General features: G+C 70.5%; 18 protein-coding genes and 2 pseudogenes. 11 read left to right on the forward strand and 9 right to left on the reverse strand.

Translation table 11 applies throughout. From position 1 onward, the window contains the following. Positions 1-175: 175 nt before the first annotated feature. Both HS99_RS41705 and HS99_RS27660 read left to right on the forward strand, forming a co-directional pair. Positions 176-529: pseudogene (locus HS99_RS41705) on the forward strand (GNAT family N-acetyltransferase); the annotation flags it as partial. An 80-nt stretch (positions 530-609) separates the two neighbouring features. After that, a complete protein-coding gene (locus tag HS99_RS27660) occupies positions 610-1,089 on the forward strand; it encodes a hypothetical protein (protein WP_050366284.1) in 480 nt (159 codons plus the stop codon). 173 nt (positions 1,090-1,262) lie between these two features. Here the strand turns inward: HS99_RS27660 and HS99_RS27665 are convergent, their stop codons facing one another. The 5 genes from HS99_RS27665 to HS99_RS27685 form a co-directional block, all read right to left on the reverse strand. Then, positions 1,263-1,904 carry a class I SAM-dependent methyltransferase gene (locus HS99_RS27665; RefSeq protein WP_078938513.1) on the reverse strand — a complete coding sequence of 214 codons (642 nt, stop codon included), beginning with the start codon at positions 1,902-1,904 and terminating at the stop codon, positions 1,263-1,265. A 160-nt stretch (positions 1,905-2,064) separates the two neighbouring features. Then, positions 2,065-2,559 carry a hypothetical protein gene (locus tag HS99_RS27670; protein ID WP_232543195.1) on the reverse strand — a complete coding sequence of 165 codons (495 nt, stop codon included), beginning with the start codon at positions 2,557-2,559 and terminating at the stop codon, positions 2,065-2,067. A gap of 348 nt (positions 2,560-2,907) precedes the next feature. After that, on the reverse strand, positions 2,908-3,558 hold the full coding sequence (locus tag HS99_RS27675) for a response regulator (RefSeq protein WP_030556943.1): 651 nt from the start codon (positions 3,556-3,558) through the stop codon (positions 2,908-2,910). Continuing rightward, positions 3,546-4,790 (reverse strand): sensor histidine kinase, encoded by a 1,245-nt coding sequence (locus HS99_RS27680; RefSeq protein ID WP_030556941.1) that lies wholly within the window; start codon positions 4,788-4,790, stop codon positions 3,546-3,548. The genes HS99_RS27675 and HS99_RS27680 overlap by 13 nt, the downstream gene beginning before the upstream one ends. 349 nt (positions 4,791-5,139) lie before the next feature. After that, positions 5,140-6,963 (reverse strand): glycoside hydrolase family 15 protein, encoded by a 1,824-nt coding sequence (locus HS99_RS27685; RefSeq protein WP_030556939.1) that lies wholly within the window; start codon positions 6,961-6,963, stop codon positions 5,140-5,142. 229 nt (positions 6,964-7,192) lie between these two features. Between HS99_RS27685 and HS99_RS27690 the strand changes: the two genes are divergently transcribed. Then, positions 7,193-9,292: a SpoIIE family protein phosphatase gene (locus HS99_RS27690; protein ID WP_030556937.1), complete on the forward strand. Its 2,100-nt coding sequence runs from the start codon at positions 7,193-7,195 to the stop codon at positions 9,290-9,292. A gap of 178 nt (positions 9,293-9,470) precedes the next feature. On the opposite strand, the gene HS99_RS27700 is transcribed toward HS99_RS27690, so the two are convergent. The 3 genes from HS99_RS27700 to HS99_RS27710 form a co-directional block, all read right to left on the reverse strand. Next, positions 9,471-11,057, reverse strand: coding sequence for a Na+/H+ antiporter (locus HS99_RS27700; protein WP_030556933.1), 1,587 nt, complete (start codon positions 11,055-11,057; stop codon positions 9,471-9,473). Between the two features lie 238 nt (positions 11,058-11,295). Next, the gene (locus HS99_RS27705; protein WP_198429384.1) at positions 11,296-13,362 is read right to left on the reverse strand and encodes a multicopper oxidase family protein; all 2,067 of its coding nucleotides are present in this window, start codon (positions 13,360-13,362) and stop codon (positions 11,296-11,298) included. A gap of 336 nt (positions 13,363-13,698) precedes the next feature. Next, positions 13,699-14,073: an aggregation-promoting factor C-terminal-like domain-containing protein gene (locus HS99_RS27710; protein WP_050366318.1), complete on the reverse strand. Its 375-nt coding sequence runs from the start codon at positions 14,071-14,073 to the stop codon at positions 13,699-13,701. 837 nt (positions 14,074-14,910) lie between these two features. Between HS99_RS27710 and HS99_RS27715 the strand changes: the two genes are divergently transcribed. From HS99_RS27715 to HS99_RS27730, 4 genes are all read left to right on the forward strand, one after another. Continuing rightward, positions 14,911-15,174 carry a co-chaperone GroES gene (locus HS99_RS27715; RefSeq protein WP_030557773.1) on the forward strand — a complete coding sequence of 88 codons (264 nt, stop codon included), beginning with the start codon at positions 14,911-14,913 and terminating at the stop codon, positions 15,172-15,174. A gap of 83 nt (positions 15,175-15,257) precedes the next feature. Then, a complete protein-coding gene (gnd, locus tag HS99_RS27720; protein WP_030557771.1) occupies positions 15,258-16,703 on the forward strand; it encodes an NADP-dependent phosphogluconate dehydrogenase in 1,446 nt (481 codons plus the stop codon). A gap of 143 nt (positions 16,704-16,846) precedes the next feature. Further along, positions 16,847-19,426 carry a SpoIIE family protein phosphatase gene (locus tag HS99_RS27725; protein ID WP_063737941.1) on the forward strand — a complete coding sequence of 860 codons (2,580 nt, stop codon included), beginning with the start codon at positions 16,847-16,849 and terminating at the stop codon, positions 19,424-19,426. 278 nt (positions 19,427-19,704) lie between these two features. Beyond that, positions 19,705-20,712, forward strand: a complete 1,008-nt coding sequence (locus tag HS99_RS27730; protein ID WP_043388957.1) for a PP2C family protein-serine/threonine phosphatase — start codon at positions 19,705-19,707, stop codon at positions 20,710-20,712. Positions 20,713-20,794: 82 nt separating this feature from the next. On the opposite strand, the gene HS99_RS27735 is transcribed toward HS99_RS27730, so the two are convergent. Then, positions 20,795-21,094, reverse strand: coding sequence for a YciI family protein (locus HS99_RS27735; RefSeq protein ID WP_030557768.1), 300 nt, complete (start codon positions 21,092-21,094; stop codon positions 20,795-20,797). A gap of 813 nt (positions 21,095-21,907) precedes the next feature. Between HS99_RS27735 and HS99_RS27740 the strand changes: the two genes are divergently transcribed. The 4 genes and pseudogenes from HS99_RS27740 to HS99_RS27755 form a co-directional block, all read left to right on the forward strand. Then, a complete protein-coding gene (locus HS99_RS27740) occupies positions 21,908-22,369 on the forward strand; it encodes a hypothetical protein (protein WP_030557767.1) in 462 nt (153 codons plus the stop codon). A 95-nt stretch (positions 22,370-22,464) separates the two neighbouring features. After that, positions 22,465-24,699, forward strand: coding sequence for a hypothetical protein (locus HS99_RS27745; protein WP_030557765.1), 2,235 nt, complete (start codon positions 22,465-22,467; stop codon positions 24,697-24,699). After that, positions 24,696-25,400: a hypothetical protein gene (locus HS99_RS27750; protein WP_030557763.1), complete on the forward strand. Its 705-nt coding sequence runs from the start codon at positions 24,696-24,698 to the stop codon at positions 25,398-25,400. Before HS99_RS27745 ends, HS99_RS27750 begins: the two co-directional genes overlap by 4 nt. Before the next feature lie 268 nt (positions 25,401-25,668). Next, positions 25,669-26,449: pseudogene (locus HS99_RS27755) on the forward strand (UDP-N-acetylglucosamine--N-acetylmuramyl-(pentapeptide) pyrophosphoryl-undecaprenol N-acetylglucosamine transferase); the annotation flags it as partial. Positions 26,450-26,582 lie beyond the last annotated feature (133 nt).

Consider the following 26,582-nt stretch of genomic DNA (forward strand, 5'->3'; position numbering starts at 1 on the left):
CCGAGCGACTCCGCGCCCCGGCCTACCTGACCCGAGCCGACGGTCGAACCGGGCTGGCGCCCCGCGCACGGACATCACCGGCTGACATCGGGACCGGTCCGAAACCCCTTGGACGGCACCGGGACCAGCCTGCTGAAATGGGAAACGGCCGCTGTTGGGTCGAAGGGATGCGGCGATGACCGAGATCAGGCTGCACCTGTCGGTGCGCGGTCTCACCGACGCGGACCTGCCGGCCTGCACCTGGGCCGGCTCACCCAGGCACGTACGCGAGCTCGTCCACCAGATCCGCCGCGCCGAGGCGGGCGAGATCGACTACCTGGCGGTGTGCACGCCGGTCGGGCTCCCGGTGGCGGTCGGCGGCATCGACTACACGGTCAGGCCCGGTGCCGGCACTCTCTGGCAACTCGGCGTCCATCCGGCCCTGCAGTCCTGCGGGATCGGCACGCTGCTGATCCGCTCCGCCGAGCAGCGGATCGGCGCCCGGGGCCTGACCCGCGCCGAACTCGGCGTCGAGGAGAGCAACCCGCGCGGCTCGACCTGGTCGTCTCCACCCTCGAACGGTTCCGCCGGCCCGCCGCCTGGGAGCAGTACGCCATCGCCCGCTCCCAGGTGCTGGTCGACCGCCGCGACGGGGAGGTCACCCGGATCGTCGCCGCGATGGGACGGCTCGGCGCCGAGGAGGCCTTCCAGTCGGGCGCCGCCCTGCTGGACGCCTACGCCAACGCGCTCTACCGCTCGGTCAAGAACCACCGCGACGGCAACCCGCTCGCCGGCCACCTCGACGCGGCCGCCAGCGTCGGATTCCTGCTCGACCTGCTCTTCGCCCTGGAGCGCCGCCCGCGCCCCTACAACAAGTACCTGGCCTGGGAGCTGGACCGGTTCCCGCTGCCCGGCTGGGAGAGCGCCGCCCTGCTGGACACCGTCGCCCGGATCACCGCGACCGGCGAAGTGGCGTCGCAGCAGCGGCTCTTCACCCAGGTGGAGGCGGCTGCCCGGGCCGCCGGCCACGCGGCGGTGCTGGACGCCTGGGGCGAGGACCTGCTGTTGATGCGGCCCCACCCGGACTCCCCGGCCCACCAGCCCTCCTGACCTTCGGGGCGCCGAGAGCTTGGTACGGCCACTTCGCCAAAACCGCCGTCTCCTCCCGAGCCGCAGCCACCCTCGCCTCACTCCTCACACGGGCCTGACCCTTTGACGACACTGCCTACGGCTACGGCCGTCCGGTCTACGGTTCGGCTCGGGCGGGAACCGCCCGAGCGGCGTCAGGCGTCGATCGGCCGCAGCACCGCGTAGTACGCGAACGGCGGACCGTACAGCCGGGCGACCCGCAGCCCGGCCCCCTCCGCCAGGCTGATCAGCGAGGACGGCCGGATCTGATGCCGGTCGAAGAACTCGCCGACCACCAGCCGCCCGAACGGCTTCAGCACCCGGCGCAGTTCGGCCAGCGTACGCGCCGGATCCGGGATCTCGCCCAGCGCCGTCACCAGGTAAGCCGCATCGAACGAGTTGTCCGCAAAGAGAAGTTCATGTGCGTCGGCGCAGCTCGGCACGATGTTGTCGACGCCCTGCTCCTTGGCCCGGCGGCCCACGTGGTCGAGCATCTCCTGCTGGATGTCCACGATGTCCAGCTGGCCGTTCGGTCCCAGCTGCGGTGCGACGTGCAGCGACTGCAGGCCGGTTCCGGGGCCTATCTCCAGGATCCTCTCGCCCTCCCGGGCCTGCAGCACGTGGTCCAGACGCTTCAGAGTCAGGAACGGCAGCGGCAGGTCGAGCAGCCAGCGCTGGGAGTACGGGTACGGCGCGGAGTCGGTGAACCACCAAGTGGCGACGGCGGCGGCAGCGCCCGCGCCCATCAATGCCCGCGAATTCATCATCATTCCTCCATTAACGTTGGATTTGGCCACGGAAGCGTTCCTGATGGACGATCAGTTGTGTTTGCGTGCGATCCGCTTGCGTCAGCGCCGACTTCGTCGGCAGTCGGCCCGAGCGGGCCGAAGGAACCGCCCGTGGACCGCCGTTGCGGCAGACCGGGGACTTCCCGAAACGGACCGGACCGCGATCCGCTCAGCGGCCCGGCCGAGGGAAGGTCCGGGTCGCGAGAACCGCGCAGGCCATCGCCAGCGGCAACTCGGCGAAGACCGCCATCAGCACCGCCAGCTCGAAGTCCGAACCCGGGGCAGCCGTCATGGCGTCGAACCAGGCGTCGACCAGCAGCAGGGCCGAGGTCGCGGCGGAGGTCAGGCAGGCCCGGCAGTCGCCGCGCCTGAGGAGCAGTCCGGTGGCGAGCAGGCCGAGCGCCTCAGAGCTGTCCAGACCCGTCCACGTCCAGGCCCAGTGCGAGGCCTGAGCGGTGGCCGGCAGCCCGGTGTGCAGGAAGACCAGCCAGGGAATCATCGCCATCCCGAGCACGGTGAGGACCGTGGCCGCCCGGCGAAGCAGCAGGGGGAGCGTCGAAGCGGCCGCGGCCTTCGGAAGGATCAGCGGGACGCCGGAGCCCGGACCGGCGTCCACGCGGACCGGACGGAGCGAATGAACGCCGGTCAACTGAGTGCTCGCCATGACACCTGACTCCCTCCCGTGCACGCCCCTCGGGCACAACATCAGCATGTCGTTCACGCGCGCCCGAGGCAGTAGCACTCCTATCCGACTTGATGGTGGTGCTACGTACACCTTCCGCATCCGGCGGCACTGCGGGGAGATCCGACCCTGCCCCCGCCAGAACCAGTTGGAATGCTGATCGATTGCGCTCCGCAGGGGCCGTCCGGACTGATCACCAGGTGGGCCTTCGGGGGACCTCGGTAGCGGCAGCGGCGCATGCCGTGTCCGTGGACGCACTCGTTGATGGTGCCCTCGATACCGGAACGCACCGACCACCGGCGATCGCCCCGGGCCGGCGGGAACAGCCGGTCAGGCCCGGGACGCTCCGAGGAACCGCAGCACGGCCAGGACACGGCGGTGGTCCGCGTCGACCACGGGCAGGTCGAGCTTGGCGAAGATGTTGTTGATGTGCTTGGCCACGGCGCTCTCACTGACCACCAGCGCCTGCGCGATGCCGGCATTGGAGCGCCCCTCGGCCATCAGGCCGAGCACCTCCCGTTCGCGGGGGGTCAGCCGTGCGAGCGGGTCGTTGTCGCGGCGCAGCAGCAGCTGGGCGACGACCTGCGGGTCCAGAGCCGTGCCCCCGTCCGCCACCCGCCGCACCGCCGCCACGAAGTCGGCGACATCGGCGACCCGCTGCTTGAGCAGGTAGCCCACACCGCTGGTGTTCGCGGACAGCAGGTCAGCCGCGTAACGCTCCTCCACGTACTGCGAGAGCAGCACCACCGCCGTCCCCGGCCAGCGCCGGCGGATCTCCATCGCCGCTCGCACCCCCTCGTCGGTGAAGTCCGGCGGCATCCGGACGTCGATCAGGGCGAGTTCGGGCCGGTGCTCCGCCACCGCCGCCAACAGTCCTTCCGCATCGCCGACTTCGGCGGGGACCTGGAACCCGCCCATCTCCAGCACCTTGGTCAGGCCGACCCGCAACAGCACCGAGTCCTCGGCGATCACCGCGCGCACGGCAGCTCCGCGGTGATGGTGGTGGGTCCCCCAACGGGGCTGCTGACGTGGAAGGCCCCGTCGAGGGAGCCGACCCGCTTGGCCAGCCAGCTCAGCCCCGTGCCGCCGGCGGCGTCGGCACCGCCCAGCCCGTCGTCGGTAACGCGCACGCGCAGCACCCCGCCCACCCGACGGACGATGACCTCTGCACGCATCGCGCTGGCGTGCTTCGTCGCATTGGTCAGCGCCTCCGAGATCACGAAGTACGCGACCGACTCCACGCTGGGCGCCACCCGCTCCTCCAGATCGACCCGCAGCCGCACCGGCAGGGGCGTGCGGGCGGCCAGCCCGGACAACGCCGCGTCCAGACCTCGGTCTTCGAGCACGGCCGGGTGCAGGCCCCGCACCAGGTCATTGAGTTCGGCGATCGCCTCCTTCGCCTCCAGGTGCGCTCTCGCGATCACCTCGCGGGCGTCAGGCAGGTCCGGGCGGGTGGCAATGGCCAGACCCAGGTTGACCGCGAGAGACACCAACCGCTGCTGGGTTCCGTCGTGCAGGTCGCGCTCGATCCGGCGGCGCTCCGCGTCGACGGCCTCGATCAGGTCGGTCCGGCTCACGGCCAGCTGATCGACCCGCTCCTGGAGCCGCTGCGCCCGGCTGGGCCCGAGCAGGCCCAACGCCAGCCACGCCTCTGCCCGGACTACTGCCCGCGCGGTCCAGGGCAGGGCGCACAGGAGGAGGAGTCCGGCCGCTGTGTAAACCGGCCGCTGGGTCAGGTTGCCGAACCAGTCCTGGCGGATTCCGGTTGGCAGCGCCCATGCCCAGGCGTAGACGGTGGCGCCTGCCAGGCCCGCCGCCGTCAGCACGAGCACCAGCAGCTCCAGCATCGCGAGCAGCGGGCCCAGCACGAGGTGGTAGCCGATCTTGCGCCAAGGCCGCGTCGCCGCGAGCCACCGGGCGGTCGAGGCCCACGTCCGTTTCTCCGGCGCGGTGGGGGTGAGCCGGGGGACGTCCACACCGATGAGTACCCGGTAGCGGGCCCGCTGAACGGCCGTCAGTACCGGGGTGCCGAGCAGGACGAGGGCGGCCGACGTGGGAACCGTGAGGAGCCAGTTCCCCGTCCTGGCGGTAGTCGTCGCCGCCCAGGCCCACACGGGCACCAGCGCCAGGTGCGGCGGCACACCAGCGGCAAGGAAACCGGTGTCCCGCCGTGCCCGGAGGACCGTGCGTCTCAGTCCAGCTGGAATCGTCATGGCACGACGGTAGGGCACCGCAGGAGGACGGTGCCATGAAACCTGTACCCGGTCTCATGGTGAACCCAGTACCCCCACCGCAAATCTTGATCTTGGCCTGTGGGCGGACGGCACCTCGGGTCGGTAGGTCGGCTCTGCTGGCCGCTGGCAGGTGGACCGGGCCGGTGGAACAGGCAGGTCGATGGGGTAGCCGGCCAGGTCGTGGCGGTGGGCCGGCACGTGCCGGTCGAGGACGGCGACAGCATCCTCGGTGCGTCTGGCGTCGGCCAGGAGCCTGGCGACAGGGAGTTGGGAGAGCCTTCCCCCGCTGCCGGCCCAAGGCGCCTCGGTGCGGAGCGGAGCGGGGCGGTCAGCCCAGGGTGCGGTCGAGGTTGAAGGCGGCGCTGATGAGGGCGAGGTGGGTGAACGCCTGGGGGAAGTTGCCTTGCTGCTCTCCGGTGTGGCTGATCTCTTCGGCGTACAGGCCGAGGTGGTTGGCGTAGGTGAGCATCTTCTCGAAGGCCAGGCGGGCATCGTTCAGGCGTCCGGCGCGGGTGAGGGCCTCGACGTACCAGAAGGAGCAGATCGAGAAGGTGCCTTCCTCGCCTTCGAGGCCGTCCGGGCTGGCCTTGGGGTCGTAGCGCCAGACCAGGGAGTCGGACACCAGTTCCTCGCCGAGGGTGTCGAGGGTGGACAGCCATACGGGGTCGTTGGGGGAGATGAACTTGGTCAGCGGCATCATCAGCACCGCGGCGTCCAGTACGTCGCCGTCCTCGTGCTGGACGAACGCCTGCCGGGTGGGCGACCAGCCCTTGTCCATGATCCGCCAGTAGATCTCGTCCCGGACCGGGCCCCAGCGGCCGAGCTCGGCGGGAAAGCTGCGGCGCCGGGCGATGCGGATGGCCCGGTCGATGGCCACCCAGCACATCAGGTGGGAGTAGAGGAACTTCTTGCGTCCGCCACGGGTCTCCCACACGCCCTCGTCCGGCTGGTCCCAGTGCTCGCAGACCCAGTCCACCAGGGCGCACACCCCACGCCAATGGCCGCTGGAGATGGGCCGGCACCATTTGTCGTACAGGTAGACGGAGTCGAGCAGGGCGCCGTAGATGTCGAGCTGCAGCTGCGTGGCGGCGCCGTTTCCGACTCGCACAGGCGCCGAGCCACGGTAGCCCTCCAGGTGGGGCAGCTCGCCTTCGGGCAACTCGGAGCGTCCGTCGATGCCGTACATGACCTGCAGCGGCCCGGAGGGTCCGCCGCCGCGCCGCTCGATGTGCCGGGTGAGGAAGCCCATGAACGCCTCGGCCTCCTCGGCGAAGCCGAGCCTGAGCAGGGCGTAGACGGCGAACGCGGCGTCGCGCACCCACACGTAGCGGTAGTCCCAGTTGCGGCCGCCGCCGATCTGCTCGGGCAGGCTGGTGGTGGGCGCTGCCACGATCGCGCCGGTGGGGGCGTAGGTGAGCAGCTTGAGGGTGAGGGCGGAGCGGTGCACCATCTCCCGCCATCGGCCGTGGTAGCGGGACTGGTGCAGCCAGCGCCGCCAGAAGGCGACCGTGGCGGTGAACTCCCGCTCGGCCTCGGCGTGCGGGCAGCGGCCCGGGAGCGCCTGACCGCCGGCCTGCTCCAGGGCGAAGACCGCGGTATCGCCCTGGGAGAGTTCGAACTGCGTCCACACGTCCTTCTCGTCGCACTCCAGCGGCACCGTGGCGGTCAGCGTCAGCGACAGTGCCTCGGAGGCGAACACGGCGGCCTGGTCCAGCATCCGCACGGTGTGCGGGTCGGCGCCATAGCCGAACCGGGGGGCCACCCGGGCCCGGAACGGGATCTTTCCGCGCACGCACACCACCCGCCGGACCAGCCTGGGGCGATCAGCCTCGTCGGGGTCCGCCACGGGCATGAAGTCCTGGATCTCCCCCAGCCCGTCCTCGGTGAAGAACCGGGTGATCAGCACATTGGTGTCCGGGAAGTAGAACTGCTTGGTACTGGCCGGAACGGCGGCAGCCAGCTCGAACGCCCCGCCCCGATCCGCGTCCAGGATGGCCGCGAAGACACTCGGGGAGTCGAAAGAGGGGCAGCAGTACCAGTCGATGGTGCCGTCGGTGCCCACCAACGCCACCGTGCGCAGATCCCCGATCAGGCCGTGCTCCGCGATCGGCAGATACCGGACGGACTCGTGCTGTTCCGGCGCTCCGGACATCGCAGCAACCTCCCTTTGCCTCTGCCTCTGTTTGAGTCCTTCCCGATCGCGGGGGCATCAGGCCGCCCGGCGAGGGCATCCACCAGACCGGACAAGCGGCGTTGAACCGACTGGCACAACAAGACCGGCGCCACTCGGCTACACCGTCATGATTCCGAGCGGGCACCTGCCACGGCCCTCCTCATAGCATGGAGATGCACGCGGTCTTCTTCGCGAAGTGGATACCGCCATGGCGGATGGCGAGGACCTGGAACAAGGTGGCGTCCAGGATCTACTGGACCAGACGCTCACCGGGGCGGTGGGGAGCCTCGGCGCGTCTTCAGGGGCGATCGTGCTGCTGGAGCGCGGCGGCGAGGTGCTGAGCCTTGAGGTGACGGCCGGGATTCCCCCGGAGTTCTTCAGCCCGCTGCGGCACATGCGGCTGGCCACCGCGACACCGGATCCGGTGCTTGAAGCGGTGCGCGAACGCCACCTGGTGTGGATCAGCTCCAGCGAAGACCTGGCACGCCGCTATCCGCACGTCGCCCTGTTCCTACCGTACCCGCGGGCCCACGCCATCGTCCCGATCGCCAGCGGGCACACTGCCTGGGGCGCACTTGCGGTGCTGATGCCCCCTGAGCGGTCGCCTGAGCTCAGCGCCTGCGAGCGCCGCACGCTCACCGCTGCCAGCGACCGCATCGCGCAGGTGCTGCACGATGCCGCCGACGCTGGACACCCCCTCCGCCCCGCACCCGAGCCCCGGTTCATCACCTTGACAAACCCCGCCTCGGCCAACCCCCCGGCCGCGTTCCTCTCTCGCCTGCCTGACGGCGCGTGCTCCCTCGACCCGAATGGGAGGATCACCTTCGTCGACCCCACCGCCGCCGACCTGCTGGGCGCCAGCATCCCGCACCTGCTCGGCACCCGGCTGCGGGAGGCGCTGCCGTGGCTGGATGATCCGGCCTACGAGCATCGGCTTCAGGACGCGGCCATCAGCCAACTGCCGACCTCGTTCACAGCGGTACGGCCACCCGACAGGCGCCTGCTGTTCCAGCTCTACCCTGACCGCACTGGCCTCAGCGTGCGCATCAGCGCAACCGACAACGCGCCCCCCGCGACGGCACCGACTGATGGCGGCGCCGGGCCGGACCGTTTGGACGCGATGCGTCATCTGGTACGCCTGGCCGGCACCCTGGCGGAAGCGGCGACCGTCCGCGACATCGTCGACCTGGTGGCGGACCACCTCATGGTCCCCTTCCGCGCTCAGGGCTTCCTGCTGCTGGTCCCCGAGGCCGGACGGGTCCACGTCGTCGGCCACTGCGGCTTCGCCCCCGAGTTGCTGGACTCCCTCAACCACACGCCCTTGACGGCGAACACCCCAAGCGTGCTGGGTCTGACCGCCGGGGTCCCGTCCTTCTTCCCCACCCGGGACGAATTCCACGCGGCCTACCCAGCAAGCCCAGCCATCGACGGCGGCATGGCCGCGTGGGCGTTCCTGCCGCTGATCGTCTCCGGGCACCCCATCGGGACCTGCGTGCTCGGCTACCAGCAGCCGCACCCCTTCACCTCCGACGAGCGCACCCTCCTCACCTCCCTCGGCGCCCTGATAGCGCAAGCCCTCGGCCGAGCACGGCAGTACGACGCCGAACACCAGCTCGCCCACGGACTCCAGGCGCGCCTGCTGCCCCACACCCTGCCGAAGATCCCCGGCCTCGACGTGGCCGCGCGCTACCTGCCCGCCAGCCACGGCGTGGACATCGGCGGCGACTTCTACGACCTCATCCGCCTGACGACCACCGAGGCCGCCGCGGTCATCGGCGATGTCCAAGGCCACAACGTCAGCGCCGCCGGACTGATGGGGCAGGTCCGCACCGCGGTCCACGCCTACGCCATCGCAGGCGCCACCCCCGGCGAGGTCCTCGCCCGCACCAACCGACTACTGACCGACCTCGACCCCGACCTGCTCACCAGCTGCCTGTACGCGCATCTCGACCTCGCCCACCACAGCACCCGGCTGGCCACCGCCGGACACCACCCGCCCCTGCTGCGCCGCCCCGACCTGCACACCGAGATCCTCGACGTACCGCCAGGGCCCCTGCTGGGCGTGGACCCCGCAGCGTCCTACCCCACCACCGAAGTCGCCCTGCCCCCCGCCACCGTCCTCGCCTTGTACACCGACGGACTCATCGAAACCCCCGGCACCGACCACGACACCAACATCACCGAACTCGTGACGGCCCTCTCACACGCCGGCCACACCCTCGACGGCATCGCCGACGCGCTCCTCGACCGAGCCCACCCGTCCGGCAACCAGGGCGACGACACCGCCCTCCTACTCCTGCGCAGTTGATCACCGCGTCGGTGCCCGCGCGCGGTCCAGCGAGTCCGCGGGGTGCGCGTCCTCGACCGTGGGCTGGGCGCCAGTCTCGCCGGTCCACCGATCCGTGGCGTCCTCCACAAAGGGTGGAGCCGCGTGTTGAAGCTCCGCCCGATCCGGATGCGGGCACCGCCTGTGCAGCACAGTCCCGTCAGTCGCGGGCACGGAGGCTGGCTTCCTCGAGGTCGAGTTCGCGCTGGATCCGGCGCCGGGTGGTGTTGCTGATCATGTTCGCTTCGTAGAGGCGCTGGAGCTCGGCCTCCTCGATGCCGATGAGTGTCCGGCGTATCTCGCGGTAGGCGTCGGCGGGACGGGCGTCCGGGTCGCTGTAGTGGGCGTCTTCCGCTTGGTGGATGCGCGCTTCCAGATCGCGACGCGCCTGTTTGAGGGCGGTCTCGGCGGCGGTGCCCAGTTCGGCGAGCTCATCCAGATCGCCGAGTTGTTTGAGCTCTTCGAGAGCGGTGTGGGCGATGCGTCGGCGGGTCCGGGCCTCCTCGCGGGCGGTGTGCTCCGGTTCCAGGGCGATGCCCGAGCGGCGGACGACAGGAGCGAGGGTGAAGCCCTGGACGATGACGGTGAGCGCGACGGTCCCGGTGGTGAGCGTGAGGATGAGCGCCCGGTGCGGCAGCGGTGCCCCCGTGTTGGTGACCAGGGGGATGGAGAGCGCGGCGGCCAGCGGCATGACGCCTCGGGTGCCCGCCCAGGACAGGACGGCCGGAACGCGCCAGGAGAGGCGGCTGTCGCCCTCCTTGTGCCGGTAGTGGATCAGGGCGGACAGCGGGAAGATCCACAGCAGGCGGATCGCCAGCACGGTGAAGGCGATCACCGGCACCCACAGCGGCCAGCCGTGCTCGTCGTGCGTGAGGTGACGGACGGCGGAGGGGAGCTCGAGACCGATGAGGGCGAAGACGACGCTCTCCAGCAGGAAGGTCACGGTGTCGTAGACGGCGTGGATCTGGAGACGGACGGGGGCGTTGCTGAGCTTGTGGCCGGTGCTGCCGAGGACGACCCCGGCCACGATGACGGCGGTCACGCCGGAGGCGTGCGAGTCCTCCGCGATGACGTACGAGGCGTACGGAGTGACCAGAGCGATGACGGTCTCCAGCACGGGGTCCTCGGTCCGTCTGCGGATGAGGGTCACCACTGCGGCGACCGCCGCGCCGATGAGGGCTCCTCCGCCCGCGAGGATCAGGAACTGCTCGATGGTCCCGGACACGGTGATGGCGCTGCCGGAAACCGCGGTCGCCACGGCGACCTTGTACAGGACCAGCGACGTGGCGTCGTTGAACAGGCTTTCCGCCTGCACCATGGCCTGCACACGCGGTGGGAGGGACAGGCGGCGGCCGAGTGCGGTAACGGCCACGGGGTCGGTGCTGGCCAGGACGGCGCCGAGGATGAACGCGGTCGCGGTGGTGAGCGGGGTGATCGCTCGGGCGACGTACCCGACGGCGACGGCCGAGGCCAGGACCAGACCGAAGACCAGGCCGGTCACGGGCCGCCACACGCTGCGCAGGTCGCGGACAGAGATTTCCCCGGCCGAGGCGTAGAGCAGTGGCGGCAGCACCAACACGCTGATCACGTGAGGCGGCAGGCGGACCTCGGGAACCCAAGGTATGAGCCCGGCGACCAGACCGGCGATGACGAGGAGCGAGGGAGCGGGCAGGCGCCAGCGCCGGGCACCGGTCGCCACTGCCGTGGCCAGGACCACGAGCAGCAGGATGACGGTCAGGCCAGTCATGCAGCGTCCCCGGTGGGTTACGGCTTGTTACCCCCCTTTGACCAGGTGCTCTACCAACGTAACCGGATTACGGACGCCAGCCCACCGCCAACGGCGGCCTCGCGTGCGGAGGCGCGGGCGGCGTCCTGGGCCGCGCGAAGGGCGCCGAGCGAGGCCGGGTCGATGCCGGCCGGCAATCGCCAAGCAGTGGGGGCGGGGGCGACCGAGCCGCCGCCGAGTGATCACCGCTAAAAAGACCTCAAGGGCTGCGCTGATCAAGTACTTGCAACGGCCGCATCATTTCATTGTCCTCATGGTCCACAATGTGACAGTGCCAGACGTACCGTCCCGCAATGCCAAACCGAACCTTGACTCGGGTGACATAGCTTGGCAATGCGATCACGGTGTCCTTGTATCCGGCTTCCCCCGGCTGTGGGGGTGACAGTTCGCCGCCCGTGATTGCCCGGCGGCCGAGGACCTGAAATCCGATCTGATGGATGTGGATGGGGTGGGCGTCGCTGGTGAAGTTGTACAGTTCCCAGATCTCGGTGTCGCCCTTCACCGGCGTCTCGGTAACCGGGTCCGACCAGAGGAGCGGGGTGGCTGAGCCACTTGGCGCGACTGTGCCGAGTGTGTCCATCGTGGGCGCGCCGGTGAAGTACGCGGAGTCCTCTTCGTTGAGTGACAGCTTCCGGACCGTCCGGCTCTCGGGAAGCGCCGGCACCGGAGGGAGCACGATCTGCGACGGCGGGACACTGGTGTCGGTGGAGGCGAGGGAAACGACAGCGAATTTCATGACCTGCCCTGTGGTCGTGATATTCGCCGGCGTGAAGTCGGTCACCGGCGTTCCGCCGCTGTACGCCTCGTCCGGGCCTTCGTTGATCAGGTAGAGCCCGGTGCCAACTGGGGTGCCGGTGAAGTCGACCACCACGTCGGCACGCTCTGCGGGGGCCAAGAGGAGTTGATCCAACCGGATCGGGGCTGGCAGGAATCCCTGGTCGTTCCCGATCTGCCAGATGGGCAATTCAGGGCTGACCGGGCGGGGGGCAGTGGCGTCAGCCACGATCTTCAAGATGAGAGTACGGGCGTTGCTCGCGTTGAGGATGCGCAGGCGGTACCGCCGCGGTTCCACGTTGAGGACCGGCCAGGTGTTCCCGTTGACGACCATCGTGGTCCCGAAGAACTCCGGGTTCCAGATGGGCGAAATATCGGTGTAGGGGATCCATGGACCGTCCGGCGGGGTGTCCCCGAAGTCTCCGCGACTGCTGGGGAAGAACACCGACCCGTCCGAGTTGAAGGACTTGTCCTGAACCACCAGGGGGATTTCGTAGGGGTGGGCACCGTGTGCCCCGTCCCGAGCCGATGCCGACCCAGGAAGCACTCCCGGGGGGAGATCAGCAGGTCCACCTCGCAACAGGTAGAAACCGGCAAGGCCCGCGTAGACATTCACCCGAGTCATGCCCAGGGTGTGATCGTGGTACCAGAGAGTTGCGGGACGCTGATCATTGCCGTACGCGAACGTTGCCGACCCGGGGCGCCAGCGGACGCCGTAACGGTCACGGAACTGCTCGGCGAACCGATCGTAATAGGTACCTACGCGAGCATAGTCACGAGGAATATCACGAGATGCCGGCAGGTACCAGGCTTCGGGGTATCCGTCACTCTCTTCTCGGCTGTACCCACCGTGCAGATGGGTCACGATGGGGACTGGTCCGGTGTACGGCCCCGGAGTGGTCGAGAAGGTGGGCCGCGAATCACGTCCGGCCATTCCGCCAGGAGGATTCGCCCAATGCAATGTGGGATCCACAGCGCATAGATGGGGCAGGTGGAAGCCGCGCGAGGTGACGAGGTCGTTGACCCATGTCACGGAGATCGGCCGATCCACACGGGCTTCAATGGTCGGGCCCGGCGTATGAAACGATTGCGGGTGGCCCACAGCCCCGTAACCCCAGACCGTGGTGGCCGGCATCCCGAGCGGCAGCATTTGCTGTCGGAACTGACGGATCGCGATGCGGTAGGAGTCCCGGCCCTCGCTGGGCATTGCCTCGAGAAGAAAGAGTGGCGTTCTGTACTTGGGTACGGATGACGGATCGAGCGCGCCTCCCGGCGGCCGTGAAGGATGCGGGTGGCGCCGACCGTTTCGAAGAGCACCCGGCCCGGACGGAGAATTGACGGCGTAGGCATGCCCGTCCGCAAGTGCGCCGGCGAAACCTACGGCACCGACTGCCGCAACCGTGGTTCTGAGCAGATCGCGTCGACTCGACAGAGAACTCTCGGCGACATCAGCAGCCTGCGAATTCTCCAGAGGATCGGTATCCTTGATCACCGTCGAATGGTATGCGCACGACATGGGGCGCGGGCGTTATTTCTGCCGGTCGACATGCCCCACCCCTCAAAGTCGGATCATTGGACTATTACTACAGTGGCAGATCTTCCTTCCAGCGATCGAAGCCGATCGGTCGCCGAGATCGCCCAGGCCCGGCTCGACCCCAACCGCTCAGGATCCACTCGAAGGGCCTACACGACCACGAGAGGGCCCGTGCCACGCGGATCGCGCGGGCGCGGGCCCTCTCGGGTCATCCCAGTGGTCCCTGTCCGGCCCCCGGGGTGAGGGGGAGGGTGGTCAAGGTCTCGGCCGCGGTGCCGGCGGCCGAGGGGTGGCTCAGTACCAGTGGTGGGTCTGCCAGAACGCCCAGGCGGCGTTGGGGCTGCCGTAGCGGGTGTTCATGTAGTCCAGCGTCCACTTGATCTGGGTGGCGGGGTTGGTCTTCCAGTCCGCGCCCGCCGAGGCCATCTTGGAGGCCGGCAGCGCCTGGCCCAGCCCGTACGAACCCGAGCTCGGGTTCGTCGCCGTCACGTTCCATCCCGACTCGTGCGACACGACCTGGCTGAAGGAGGCCAGCTGGTCCGCGGGGACGATCCGGGCGGCGACGGCCTGCGGGGAGGCGTCCGCGGCCGAGGCGACGGCGGGGACCACGGCGGCGCCCAGGGCGGTCACACCGGCGGCGCCGGCCAGGATCGCGGCGGAGGTACGCATACGGAGCTTGAAAGCGGGCATGTAGAGCAAGACCTCAATCGGGTTGGGCCGAGTCGCGTCCCGTCCTGGACCGTGGCCGGACAGGGGCCATGACGGTCACGGGGCGTGACTCGGCAGTAAGCCGTTCACCGGCGGGACAGGAGCCGGTGTGGCGATGCAGCAATTGTTGCCAGGTGGGATCGGCCGCCGACAAGACCCCCTTGTTACGATCCGCCGTCGTATTCGGGGATTGGCCGACCTCGACGCGCACGGGCGGGTTGCGCGGTCGCCACGATGCTGAGCTGGGCAAATGTCGCGATCTGGGTAGCGGGCGGCGCCGGGAGCGACCACTATCGCCCGTCGTGGACCTTTTTCGGCGTGAGTGGGCTCACTCCATATGTCGAGGTTTGTCCGATTTGTCGGTCGCGGACCGCATCGCCGCCGCTGCTCCGAGTGCAGACGATCTTCCTGGACCTGAGTCCCACGTCACACTCGGATACGTGAATCGCCCACCCTGTCGGCGTGATCAGAGCCCGTATGGATCGCCGAGCCAAACCCGAACGGAGTACACCTCGCCCGGCGACTCCCCCGCCCCGCCATCCGCAGCGGCCGGGCGAGGAGCACGGGACCGCGATGGCGGAGAGGCAACAGGGCCGCCACACCGCACGGACTCCGAGCGACCGGTGATGCGGACGCGGATCGGCAGCGCCGGCCCTGCTCCTGGCCCGCGCTCGGGACGGGTCCCGCTCCCCCGTGCCCCGCTGCCGTCCGGGTGCGGAAACCTCGAACCTCAGCAGAATCGATGTGTGGGGGACCACCCCGGCTGCGCTGCGGGTGCCTACGTGAGAGGACCATGCCATGCCCGACTTCCACCCGAAGCACGATCACCTGATCGTCAAGCCGATCGGGGGCTCGACCCCGCAGGACCCGGCGAGGCGGAAGGGTGAGGTGGTGGCGGTAGGGCCCGGCCGACAGCTCGAGAGCGGCAAGCCGCACCCGGTGGACGTCAAGGTCGGCGAGAAGATCCTCTTCAACAGCTTCGCCGGATCGGATATCGAGGTGGAGGGGCAGGCGTACGTCGAGCTTCCCGAAGACGAGGTCCTCGCACTCTCCGCGGAGTAGGGACAGGGCGACGGGCGTACCCGGCACCCGACGTCTTCGATCCCGACAGCCCCAGGCCCCCGAGACCTTTGGAGATGCCCGCCATGACCGAGCAGTCGCCTGCCCGGATCGGCGTCACCGGACTAGCCGTGATGGGCCGCAACCTGGCCAGGAACTTCGCCCGCCACGGATACCGCGTGGCTGTGCACAACCGCACGCAGGCGCGGACCACGGCGCTGCTGGAGGAGTTCGGGCACGAGGGCGAGTTCGTGGCCGCGGGGACCACGGAGGAGTTCGTCGCGGCCCTGGAACGCCCCCGTCTGATCGTGATCATGGTCAAGGCCGGGGCGCCGACCGACGCGGTCATCGACGAGCTGGTGCCGCTGCTCGACGAGGGCGACGTGCTGGTGGACGGCGGGAACGCGCACTTCCTCGACACCAGGAGGCGGGAGGCGGCCCTGCGGGAACGCGGACTGCACTTCGTGGGCAGCGGGATCTCCGGTGGCGAGCAGGGCGCGCTGGAGGGGCCGAGCATCATGCCCGGCGGCACACCGGAGGCCTACCGGCTCCTGGGGCCGTTGCTGGAGGACATCGCGGCCAAGGTCGACGGCAAGCCCTGCTGCACCCATGTCGGACCGGACGGCGCCGGACACTTCGTCAAGATGGTCCACAATGGGATCGAATACGCAGACATGCAGCTCATCGCCGAGGCGTACGACCTGCTGCGGCACGGAGCGGGACTGCAGCCCGACGCAATCGCCGAGGTCTTCCGGACCTGGAACGCCGGGCGCCTGGAGTCCTACCTGATCGAGATCACCGCCGAGATCCTCGCCCACACCGATGCGGCGACCGGGAAGCCCTTCGTCGACGTCGCGCTGGACCAGGCCGAGCAGAAGGGCACCGGCCGCTGGACGGTCCAGAGCGCGCTGGAGCTCGGCGTGCCCGTGAGCGGGATCGCCGAGGCGGTCTTCGCCCGGGCGCTGTCCGGCAGCGTGCCGCTCCGGCAGGCCGGACGGGGGCTGCCCGGCCCCACCGAGACGTGGCTCGACAGTGCGGCGGCGGACCGGTTCGCGGACGACGTCGAGCAGGCCCTCTACGCCTCCAAGATGGTGGCCTACGCCCAGGGCTTCGACCAGATCCAGGCGGGCAGCGTGGAGTACTCCTGGCATATCGACCCCGGTGAGATGGCCGCGATCTGGCGCGGCGGTTGCATCATCAGGGCTCGGTTCCTGGACCGGATCCGGGCTGCGTACGAGGCGGAGCGGGAGCGTCCCACGCTGCTGACCGACGCGCACTTCCTGGAGGCGCTCGGCTCCGCGCAGTCGGCTTGGCGACGGGTCGTCTCGGTGGCGGCCCAACTGGGGGTGCCCGCCCCCGGCTTCGCAACCGCGCTCGCCTACTACGACAGCCTGCGGGCGGAGCGTCTTCCGGCCGCACTGGTGCAGGGACAGCGGGACTTCTTCGGCGCACACACCTACCGCCGGGTCGACCGGGACGGGACCTTCCACACCCGCTGGGAGGTCGAGGGGCGCCCGGAGGAACAGCGCTGATACACCCCTGCTCCTCATCGGCCGGCAGGTCTTCCGGATCACGCCCGGTCGCTGGGGGCGGGCCCGTCTGGCGGCCCTTCCGGCGGGCGGGGAGAATGGTGATCGCAAGGCTTGCAGCCGCGAGACGCGGAGTTGTAACTGGTGTGAAGAGCTCCCCTAGCCCCACCGAGTTCGCCACGCCGCTCGCACCCGGGCCCGGCGCCGGTGAGAAGGGGCTCAGGTCGGGCGCCCTGGGGCTGTTCTCGTCGGTGGCGATCGGGATCTCCTCGACCGCGCCGGCGTACAGCCTGGCGGCCACGCTCGGAGTGATCGTGGCCGGGGTGGGACTGCAGGCCCCCATCATCACGATGTTGGCGTTCGTGCCGATGCTGCTGATCGCGTACGCCTACCGGGAGCTGAACGCCGTCGACGCCGACTGCGGGACGACCTTCACCTGGGCCACCCGCGCGTTCGGCCCGCGGGCCGGCTGGATGGGCGGCTGGGGACTGATCGCCGCCGACGTGATCGTGATGGCGAACCTGGCCGAGATCGCCGGCATCTACGGCTTCCGGCTGGTCGGGCTGGAGTCGCTGGCGACCAGCCGGGTGTGGACCACCGTGGCCGGGATGGTCTGGATCGCCCTGATGACGGCGGTCTGCTACGTGGGCATCGAGGTGTCGGCGGCCATGCAGCGCTGGCTGCTCTGCCTCGAGGTCGCGGTCCTGCTGCTGCTCGCCGTCACCGCCCTGGTCAGGGTCTACACCGGCGGCCCGCCGACCGCGACGCACGTCTCCGCCTCCTGGTTCAATCCGCTGAACATCCCCTCTCCTCAGGCGCTGACCAGCGGGGTGCTCGCCGCGGTGTTCATCTACTGGGGGTGGGACACCGCGCTCACCGTCAACGAGGAGACCGCGGACAGCCGGCACACCCCCGGGCGGGCCGCCGTGCTGTCCACCGTGCTGCTGCTGGTCATCTACGGTCTGGTCGCCACCTCGGCGCAGGCCTTCGCCGGGGTCGGTACCACGGGCATCGGGCTGGCCAACCCGGACAACTCCGGAGACGTGCTCTCCGGCCTGGGCGGGGCGGTGTTCGGCACCGGCGGGCTCGGCCACGCGCTCACCAAACTGCTGATCCTGATGGTGCTGATCTCGGCGGTCGCCTCCACCCAGACCACCATCCTGCCGTCCGCCCGCACCGTCTTCTCGATGGCCGCGCACAAGACCGTGCCGGCCGGCTTCGCCCGGCTGCACCGCCGGTTCCTGACCCCGACCTGGTCGACCGTCGGCATGGGGCTGGTGTCGATCGCCTTCCTGGTGGTGCTCACCTCGGTCAGCCATAACGTGCTGGCCGACTCCATCGGCTCGGTGGGCCTGGCGATCGCCTTCTACTACGGCCTGACCGGCTTCGCCTGCGTCTGGTACTACCGCCGGGTGCTCACCCGCAGTCGCCGGGACCTGCTGTTCAAGGGCGTGCTGCCCGGGATCGGCGGGCTGATCATGCTGTTCCTGTTCTGCTACGCCGCCTTCAACGTCTACGCCGCCCCCGACTACGGCGCGACCTCCGTGCGGCTGCCGCTGCTCGGCCGGGTCGGCGGGGTGACCGTACTGGGGCTGGGCGCGCTGCTGGTCGGCGTGGCGCTGATGCCGGTGGTCACCCGGGAGCACACCGCGGCGCTGCGGCTGCAACGCAGCCTGCTGCCGCATCGGCTGCCGGCGCTGAGCGCGGTCGAGTCGGCCAGCCGCTACCTGCCGGCCGACACCCGCTCCGGGGTGGGCGGGGACTGGTACGACGTCATCCCGCTGTCCGGTAGCCGGGTCGGCCTGGTGGTCGGCGAGGTGCTCGGCCACGGCCTGCGGGCCGCCGCCGCGATGGGCCGGCTGCGGGTCGGCGTCCGGGTGCTGGCCCGGCTGGACCTGGATCCGGAGGAGCTGCTCGCCCGCCTGGACGACGTGGTGCGCGAGGAGGGCGGCCCGGACAGCCCGCGCGGCGGCGTGACCTGCTTGTACGCGGTGTACGACCCGGTCGACGGCCGGTGCAGCCTGGCCCGGGCGGGCCACGCGCCGCCCGTCGTGGCCGACCCGGCGGGCGGCGTCCGCTACGCGGAGCTGCCGGCCGGGCGGCCGCTGGGGCTGGGTGGCCCGCCGTTCCAGCGCGCCGCGCTGGACCTGCCGGCCGGCAGTCTGATCGCCCTGTACACGGACGGCCTGGTGGAGGCCGTCGACGGTCGGCGCGGGCTCGCCGAGACGCTGGCCGGGTTCCACCGGCCGCTGGAGAGCCTGTGCGACGAGGCGCTGGCGACCCTGCTGCCCGGGCCGGTGGACGACGATGCCGTCCTGCTGCTGGTGCGCACCCGCCGGCTCGACGCGGGGCAGGTCACCGACTGGGAGCTGGCGCCCGACCCGGCGGCGGTCGCCCAGGCGCGGCGCCTGGTCACCGGGCGGCTGAACGAATGGGGCCTGGCGGAGCTCGTGTTCACCACCGAGCTGATCGTCAGCGAGCTGGTCACCAACACGATCCGGTACGCCCCCGGGCCGGTCCGGGTCCGGCTGATCCGGGACCGCAGCCTGATCTGCGAGGTCTCCGACACCGGGCACACCTCGCCGCACCTGCGCCAGGCCGCCCGGGACGACGAGGGCGGGCGCGGCCTGTACATCATCGCCCAGCTCACCGAGCGCTGGGGCACCCGCTACACCGAGGACGGCAAGACCATCTGGACCGAGCAGGCACTGCCCTCCGAGGGCTGACGACCGCGGCCTTGCGCCGGCACCGCGTCCACGCGCCACGTACGTCGCACTCGTCCAGCTCCGCACGGGCCGCATCGGGCGGCCCGGGGTGTCGATGTGGCACTACCGGTCGATCCAGGAGAGGAGAGGCGCTTAACTGTGGAATGGGGGAACCGACGCAGCTGTGGGGAGGAGCAGGACAGAAGGGCAGTCCGGTGGCCGATGTCCCGAGAACGAGGGCGTGGCGTTCGCCGCGGTTCCTGGCCAGGTGGTCGCACGGGGTCACGATCGGTGGCTATGTGCTGGTCGCGGTCGCGGTGGCGCTGGATCTCGCCAGCGGGCCCGATGTCACCTTCGCCCCGATGCTCGCCGCCCTCCCCGTACTGGCCGGTGTGGGCGTCCGCCGGGCCTCGGTCCCGCTGGCGGCCGGGGCGGTCGCCTGCGCGATCGTCGTCGGCCTGGCGGCCTACGACGCCGACGTGCCCGCGGTCGTGATGGCGACCGCAGCGGCCACAGTGGTCGTGGTCACCTTCTTCAGCTGCGCCAACGTCGCGGTGGTGACGGCCCAGGAGCGGGAGCTGGCCAGGGTCCGCACGGTCGCCGAGGCCGCGCAGCGCGCCCTGCTGCGCCTGGTGCCCCGGCGGATGGGGCCGCTGGTGGTCGCGGTGCGCTATGTGGCGGCGGAGGCCGAGGCACGGATCGGCGGGGACCTGTACGAGGTGATGCCGACCCCGTACGGGGTGCGGTTGTTCCTCGGCGACGTGTGCGGCAAGGGCCTGGCCGCGGTGGAGACCGCGGCCGACGTGCTGGGGGTGTTCCGTGAGGCCGCGCGGGCCGAACCGGATCTGGCGAAGGTGGCCGGACGGCTGGACTCGGCGCTCGTTCGTCGTCCGGCGAGCGAGGAGTTCGTCACGGCGGTTCTGGTCAGCATCCCCGACGCACCGGGACCGGCAGTCGTGGTCAACTGCGGGCACCCGCCGCCACTGCTCTGCCATGACGGTCAGGTCAGCACGGTGGAGCCGCCCGTCGAGGCGCCCCCGCTGGCGCTGCTCGGCCTGGTCGGCGGGGACTACCACGCCAGGTCGATCGCCTTCGAACGCCGCGATCTGCTGCTGCTCTACACGGATGGCGTGTCCGAGGCCCGTGACACCGCGAACCGGTTCTACCCGCTCGCCCAGCGCCTGGCCGCCCTGCCGCACGGGGAGCCGGACGCCCTGCTGGACGAGCTGCTCCTGGACGTGCGGGCGTACGTCGGCTCCGGGTTGACGGACGACGCGGCCCTGCTTGCCGTCCGCCGGGAGCGGTGACCGGTTCAGGTCGTGGCGATCGCCGAGGTCACCAGCCTGCTCGTGCCTGGCAGCAGCAGTCGCTGAGACCCGGAGCGTCCCGTCACGCCGGCCGTTGGTGCCTGTACTCCTCCAGCGCCGGCGACGTCCTCATCGCGCGGAAGTTCGTGATGGTGTACTCGGCCAGCCCCGCCACCGAGTACGGGTCGCCCTTGGCGATGTCCTCGATCTGCGCACGGTCGGCACCGACCGCCACGATGACCGCGCCATCGCGGGGGTCCTTGGGGCCCGATGCGATGAAGACGCCGGATTCGTAGTGCGAGTCGAGCCAGGCAACGTGCTCGGGGTGGGCCGCTTCGATGCGGTCGAGCGGCGCGGTGTAGGTCAGCTCAAGAATGAACATGATCGCCATCATAGCGATGGGTAACCGTACGGTCACACAGAGGCGGCGGCCCGGATCGCTGGCGCACCAGCATCGCCGCACCGCCAGGCCGTCGCGGACCGGCAGCGTCAACCAGGCTGCGGCCTTTCGGAGAGGCGGTCGACCTTCGGTGAGACGCCGGGCGCTGTGGAGGCGGACCGACGGCCCTGGCGGACCGTCTCGCCGGGGAACGGCGGTGGCCGGGCCCCTGACGTTCTACCTCCGGCGCCACCATCGTGACTGCGGTCTGTCCACCGTGACCGGCTCTGCCGCATACGAGCTCACCGTTGGGTCGCTCTCCGGCGAAGGGTCACGCAGTTTGCGTTTGGCCTGTTCAGGCAGGTGTTCCCGCTCCGCAACACCTGCCTGCAGGCGCTGCACCTCTCGCTCACGCTCCTCCAGGACCATCTGCGTGTTGTTGTGGTCGTCCGCGGCGGGTCCGGCTGCTGACCACGGCCGGACCCGCCTGGTCCTGTGGACCGTACCGGGCCCCGCAGCCTCGTTCATCGGACGCGGGGCCCGTACGTCTGTCCCCACGGCATCCGACCTGCGCTGTACCGGCGGGTGCGCAGGAGCCAGGATCCCTGCCGCCGGCCGGGCGGTGACGGGCCGGCTGACCACGACCGCCGCCGGCGTCGGGAGTCGCACCCCGAACCTCCGGAATTCCCTTACCTTCCAGGGGCTGTGGACGTGCCCTTCGGCGGGGTATCGTCCCGTGTCCACAGGACGGGCACCGGTGACAGGTACTCCCAGGACGACCCCGGTGTCCGACAGGGGCAGGGGGAGAGCGAGACCATGGCCGACCGGGATCTCAACCGCGAGCTGAATCCGTGGATGTACGACAGCTCCGGGAATCTCACGCCCGAGGCGCTGAAGCAGTTCCCGGACCTCGCCGGCACGCCGGCCCCGATCACCACCGGCGGGAGCGCGACGGCGCCCGCCGGCGCGAGCGGGCAGCAACTGGTGGTGCACCCCGACGCGTTGCGGACCGCCGGGCAGAACGCCTCCCAGCTGGGCAGCAAGATGACCGCCGACTGCCAGAACCCGGCCGGCAACGCCATGTTCGCCGCGGCGACGGCGATGACCGGCTGGGCGATCGGCGGTGCGATCACCACGGCGCACCAGACCTGGGAGCTGCAGTTCCTCACCCTCGGCGGGAACCTGATCAACATCGGACAGAGCCTGCAGGACAACGCCAACGGCTACACCGGCACCGAGAACGCCAACCGGGGTCACCTCCGGGCCCTGGGAAGCTGACACGGCAAGGCACCAGCACGGCACGGCATCAGCACGGCACGGCACGGCCTCAGCACGCGAAAGACCAACGGGGAACGGGGAAGCGGAAAACCGCCATGGTCACGTACGACGAACTCGCCAACACCAACCTCTCGGCGCTGGACACGGTCGCCACCGACGTCGAACAACTGGTCCGCAGGTGGGAGTACGAATCCGACTTCCAGAGCGGGGTGGTCACCCCACTGGCCGCCAGCGGTTGGTCCGGTCCCGCCTCACAGGCCGCCGCGGGCCAGCTCAACCAGGCGCGCACCCAGATCGACGCGGCGTTCGAGGAGACCAGCGCGCTCGCCAAGGCGCTGCGCTCCGCCCATGACCAGTTCGTCTCCTTCCAGAACACGCTGCGCCAGATCCAGACGGACGCACAGACCCAGGGCCTGACCATCTCCGCCGACGGCAGCCAGGTCACCTGGAGCATCCCGGCGAACCTCCCGCGCAACGCCGGGATCCGCCAGGAGTACCAGCAGTCCATGGATGAGGCGGCGAAAGCGATCAGCGCCCGGCTCACCTCCGTGCTGCAGCAGGCCACCGAGGCCGACCAGGCCGCGGCGGCCGCGCTGGCCGCCGACACCGGCACCAACCAGCAGTCGTTCAACGCGACGCCGGTCGGCGGGATCTCGGAGCAGGAGGCGGCCCAGGCGGCAGCCCTCGCCGCCCAGGGCAACAACCTCTCCAACACCCAGCTCACCCAGCTGAACGCGCTGCTGAAGGCGCACGGCAACGACCCGTCGTTCGCCACCGCCTTCTACAACGACCTCGGCCCGCAGGAGACGCTGAAGTTCTGGGGCCAGCTCTCCGTGCTGTCCAGCCGGGCCCAGCCGCCGGATCCGGCCCGCCTCGCCATCCTGAAGGACCTGCAGGGCCAACTGGGCACCGCGCTGGCCAGCGCGACCAACACCCGGAACCAGCCGCACCTCTCCGACCAGTGGGAGACCCAGCTGCGCGCGGCGGGCGCCCAGCGGATCCAGGTGGTCAGCTCCGGGCCGTTGAGCCTGCAGCCCTACGGTTACCAGTTCCTGGCCAGCATCCTGCAGACGGGGAACTACGACCCGCACTTCCTGGACCCGATCGCGGAGCACGTCACCCAGCTGACGCGGCAGAACCCCGAGATGTGGCTGCAGGCCGGACCGCAGCCCATGTCGAACGGCGTCCTGAAGACCAACTTCCTCGGCAACGGCACCGGCTTCAACCCCATGACGGGCGTGCTGGAGGCGCTGGGGCACAGCCCGGCGGCGGCGACGGACTTCTTCCGCAACCCGGAGACGCTCTACAACGCCAGCGGCGCCCCGACCGGCCACACGGCGCCCAACGACTACCTGAGCTTCCTCACCGACGGCAGCAAGAACCCGATCCTGACCGACACCAGCATCACGGACCCCAACTACAAGGCGACCCTCACCTACGAGCCGACGGCGCTGGGCCACGCGCTCCAGGCCGCCACCACGGGCGTCCCGTGGGACGCGCCGAACGGCACCCAGCTGCCGCCGCACACCGCCGCCACCGACGACGTGATGAACCAGGTGGTCAACACCTTCGGCAAGGACCCGAGCCTGCTGCAGGGCCCGCTCTCCAGCATGAACGGCAGTGTGGCGAACATGACCGCCTCCTACATCGGCGACGTCAACCAGGCCGTCAACGCGCCGGTCGGCAACCAGCTCAGCGTCTTCGGCACCCCGGCGAACCTCAACGCCGACAACGCCAACCACCTGCTGGACACCCTGGCCCGGGACCCGGGCGCCTACGGCACCCTCCAGCAGGCCCAGAACGGCTACCTGGCCGCCCAGCTGGAGACCCAGGTGCACCAACCGGGGCAGACCCCCGACCAGCTCGGCGCCAACCTCAACCGTGTCGCCGCCCAGACCGGCACGGTCAGCGGCATCCTCAGCAACGCGCGCGCCAACGCGGTCTCGCAGGCCGGTTGGGCGGCGGACGCCGCCTACAACCAGTCGATCACCACCAACACCGGCATCGCCAACACGATCTACAGCCAGACGCTCGGGAGCGTGGTCGGCAAGGTCCCGATCCTCGGTGACATCGCGAACGACCAGGTCAGCAACATGATCACGAACATCGGCGCGCAGTACCAGCACGACAGCACCCAGACGAGCGTCACCGCGAACATCGCGCTCGTCGACCAGGGCCACAAGGCGGTCGGTCAGGCGGTCCAGCAGGCGCTCGGCAACGCCGGTCTCGACCCGAACGGGAGCAGCGCCCTGAACGCCGCCACCCAGGCCCAGCAGGCCTACAACAGCGGACTGGCCGTGGACAGCTCCTACCACCAGGCGGGCAAGTGAGCGGCGCGTCCACCGGGCTCCGGCCCGGTCGGAGGCGGTTCCGGGCGCGGGCCGGCATCGCGGCGGCGGCGGTGCTGGTCGCCGTCGGCGTCACGCTGCTGGTCCGCCAGCCCTGGCAGCCCGTCACCCACCTGCCCGCTCAGGCCTGCTGGGGGGTGCTGGACGCCGATGACCTCCGCCCCCTGGCGGGCGGCGGAAACGGCACCCTGACCGCCGCGACCACCACCCCCACACTGCAACCGGGGCAGTCGGCCGGCGGCGCCGGCTACCACTGCGAGCTGGCCTGGCACGGCGGCTCGGCACCGACCTACCTGGGCAACGGTCCCACCATCGCGCTCCACACGGAAAGCCAGCTGACCCAGGCCCGCGCGCTGGACGCGAGCCGCGGCGCGGTGCGGCCGCTCTCCTTCGGCAGCGGAAACACCGCCTGGCAAGCGGCCGAGGGCTACTCACTCGACCTGGCCATCCCGTGCGGCTTCCGCGACCCCTACACCGGGCAGTCCGCCACCGGCTACGCCCGGATCTCCATCGACGCGGCCGGCAACCCCAGCTTCCCGCCCGCACCGCCGCCCGCCGAGGTACGCCAGGCCGACGCCCGGATCGTGCTCAAGCTGGCGAAGGCGTTCGCCCAGCAGTACCCGTGCACCGGCGTCACGCTCCCGACCGACCCGCCACCCGTCCCCGCCATCACCGGTTCCTGACCCGCCACCGATACATGCTCTGACCTGCGGCGATCTCGTGGCCTTGACGAACGGTCCCCGTTCCTCCCCGCTTGGACCCGCATCTGCCCGCTTGGCCGCCCCTTGCTGTTCCCATGGGAACAGCATGCCGAAGCGACTGCGAGAGCTGGATCGCAGGCCCCACCTGCCTGCAGCAACGCCCCGTCTCGCCATCGTTGCTGGGCGGACGCGATGAACCGACCTCCGCGACCGAACATGGCCGGAAGCCGTCACTGCGTCGTGTCAACCGATCGCGCGGAACAGGCTGGTGGTCCACGAGCAGACCGTCAGGCTCGGTCTGGGCAACCGGGCCCTGGCCCGGATGGCGACCCGGGTCGCCGTCTCCTCGGAGTCGACGCTCCAGTTCCTGCCCGAGGCCGCCCGCGCTACCGCTGTGGTGACCGGCAACCCGGTACGTCCCGAGGTGCTGACCGGCCAAGGCGACAAGGCGATCCACGCGCTCGGTCTGTGGGGCTTCGACCGTTCCCGGCCGACCGTGCACGTCACCGGCGGCGCGCAGGGCTCCCAGCAGATCAACGAGCTGGTGAGCGAGATCCTGCCGTGGCTCCTCGGCCACGCCAACGTGGTCCACCAGTGCGGTCCCAGCCACGAGGAGCGGCTTCGGGAGCGGGCGGCGGTGCTGCCGGAGCACCTGCGCTCCCGGTACCTGGTGACCGGTTTCGTCGGCCCAGAGCTGCCGGACGTGCTCGCCCTCGCCGACGTGGTCATCTCCCGCAGCGGCGCGGGGACGCTGGCCGAGCTGACCGCCCTGGGGCGGGCCGCGGTGTTCATCCCGCTCGCCACCTCGGCCGGGAACGAGCAGGAGCACAACGCCCGTCACCTGGCGGATGCCGGCGCGGCAGTGGCCCTGCTCGGCCGGCCCGCTCCCGACACACTCCAGGACGCGATCGGTCCGCTGCTGACGGACCCGGCCCGCCGCGCGGACATCGCGCGACGGGCCGCCGGGCACGGGCCGGCCGGACGCCGCCGACCGTCTCGTGGACGTGTTGCTGTCGGTAGTGGACCGCTAGACGAGCCGTCGGCCCGGGACGCCAGCACGCGCCGCCGCCGAGCAACCAGACCCGCCCCAGCCGGACAAGCCGCCAGCTACCTTGCAGCGGTGTTTGGTGTATTCGGTCAGGAGGGCACACCGAACCACTTCAG

The organism is Kitasatospora aureofaciens (assembly GCF_001188955.3).
Taxonomy (GTDB): domain Bacteria; phylum Actinomycetota; class Actinomycetes; order Streptomycetales; family Streptomycetaceae; genus Kitasatospora; species Kitasatospora aureofaciens.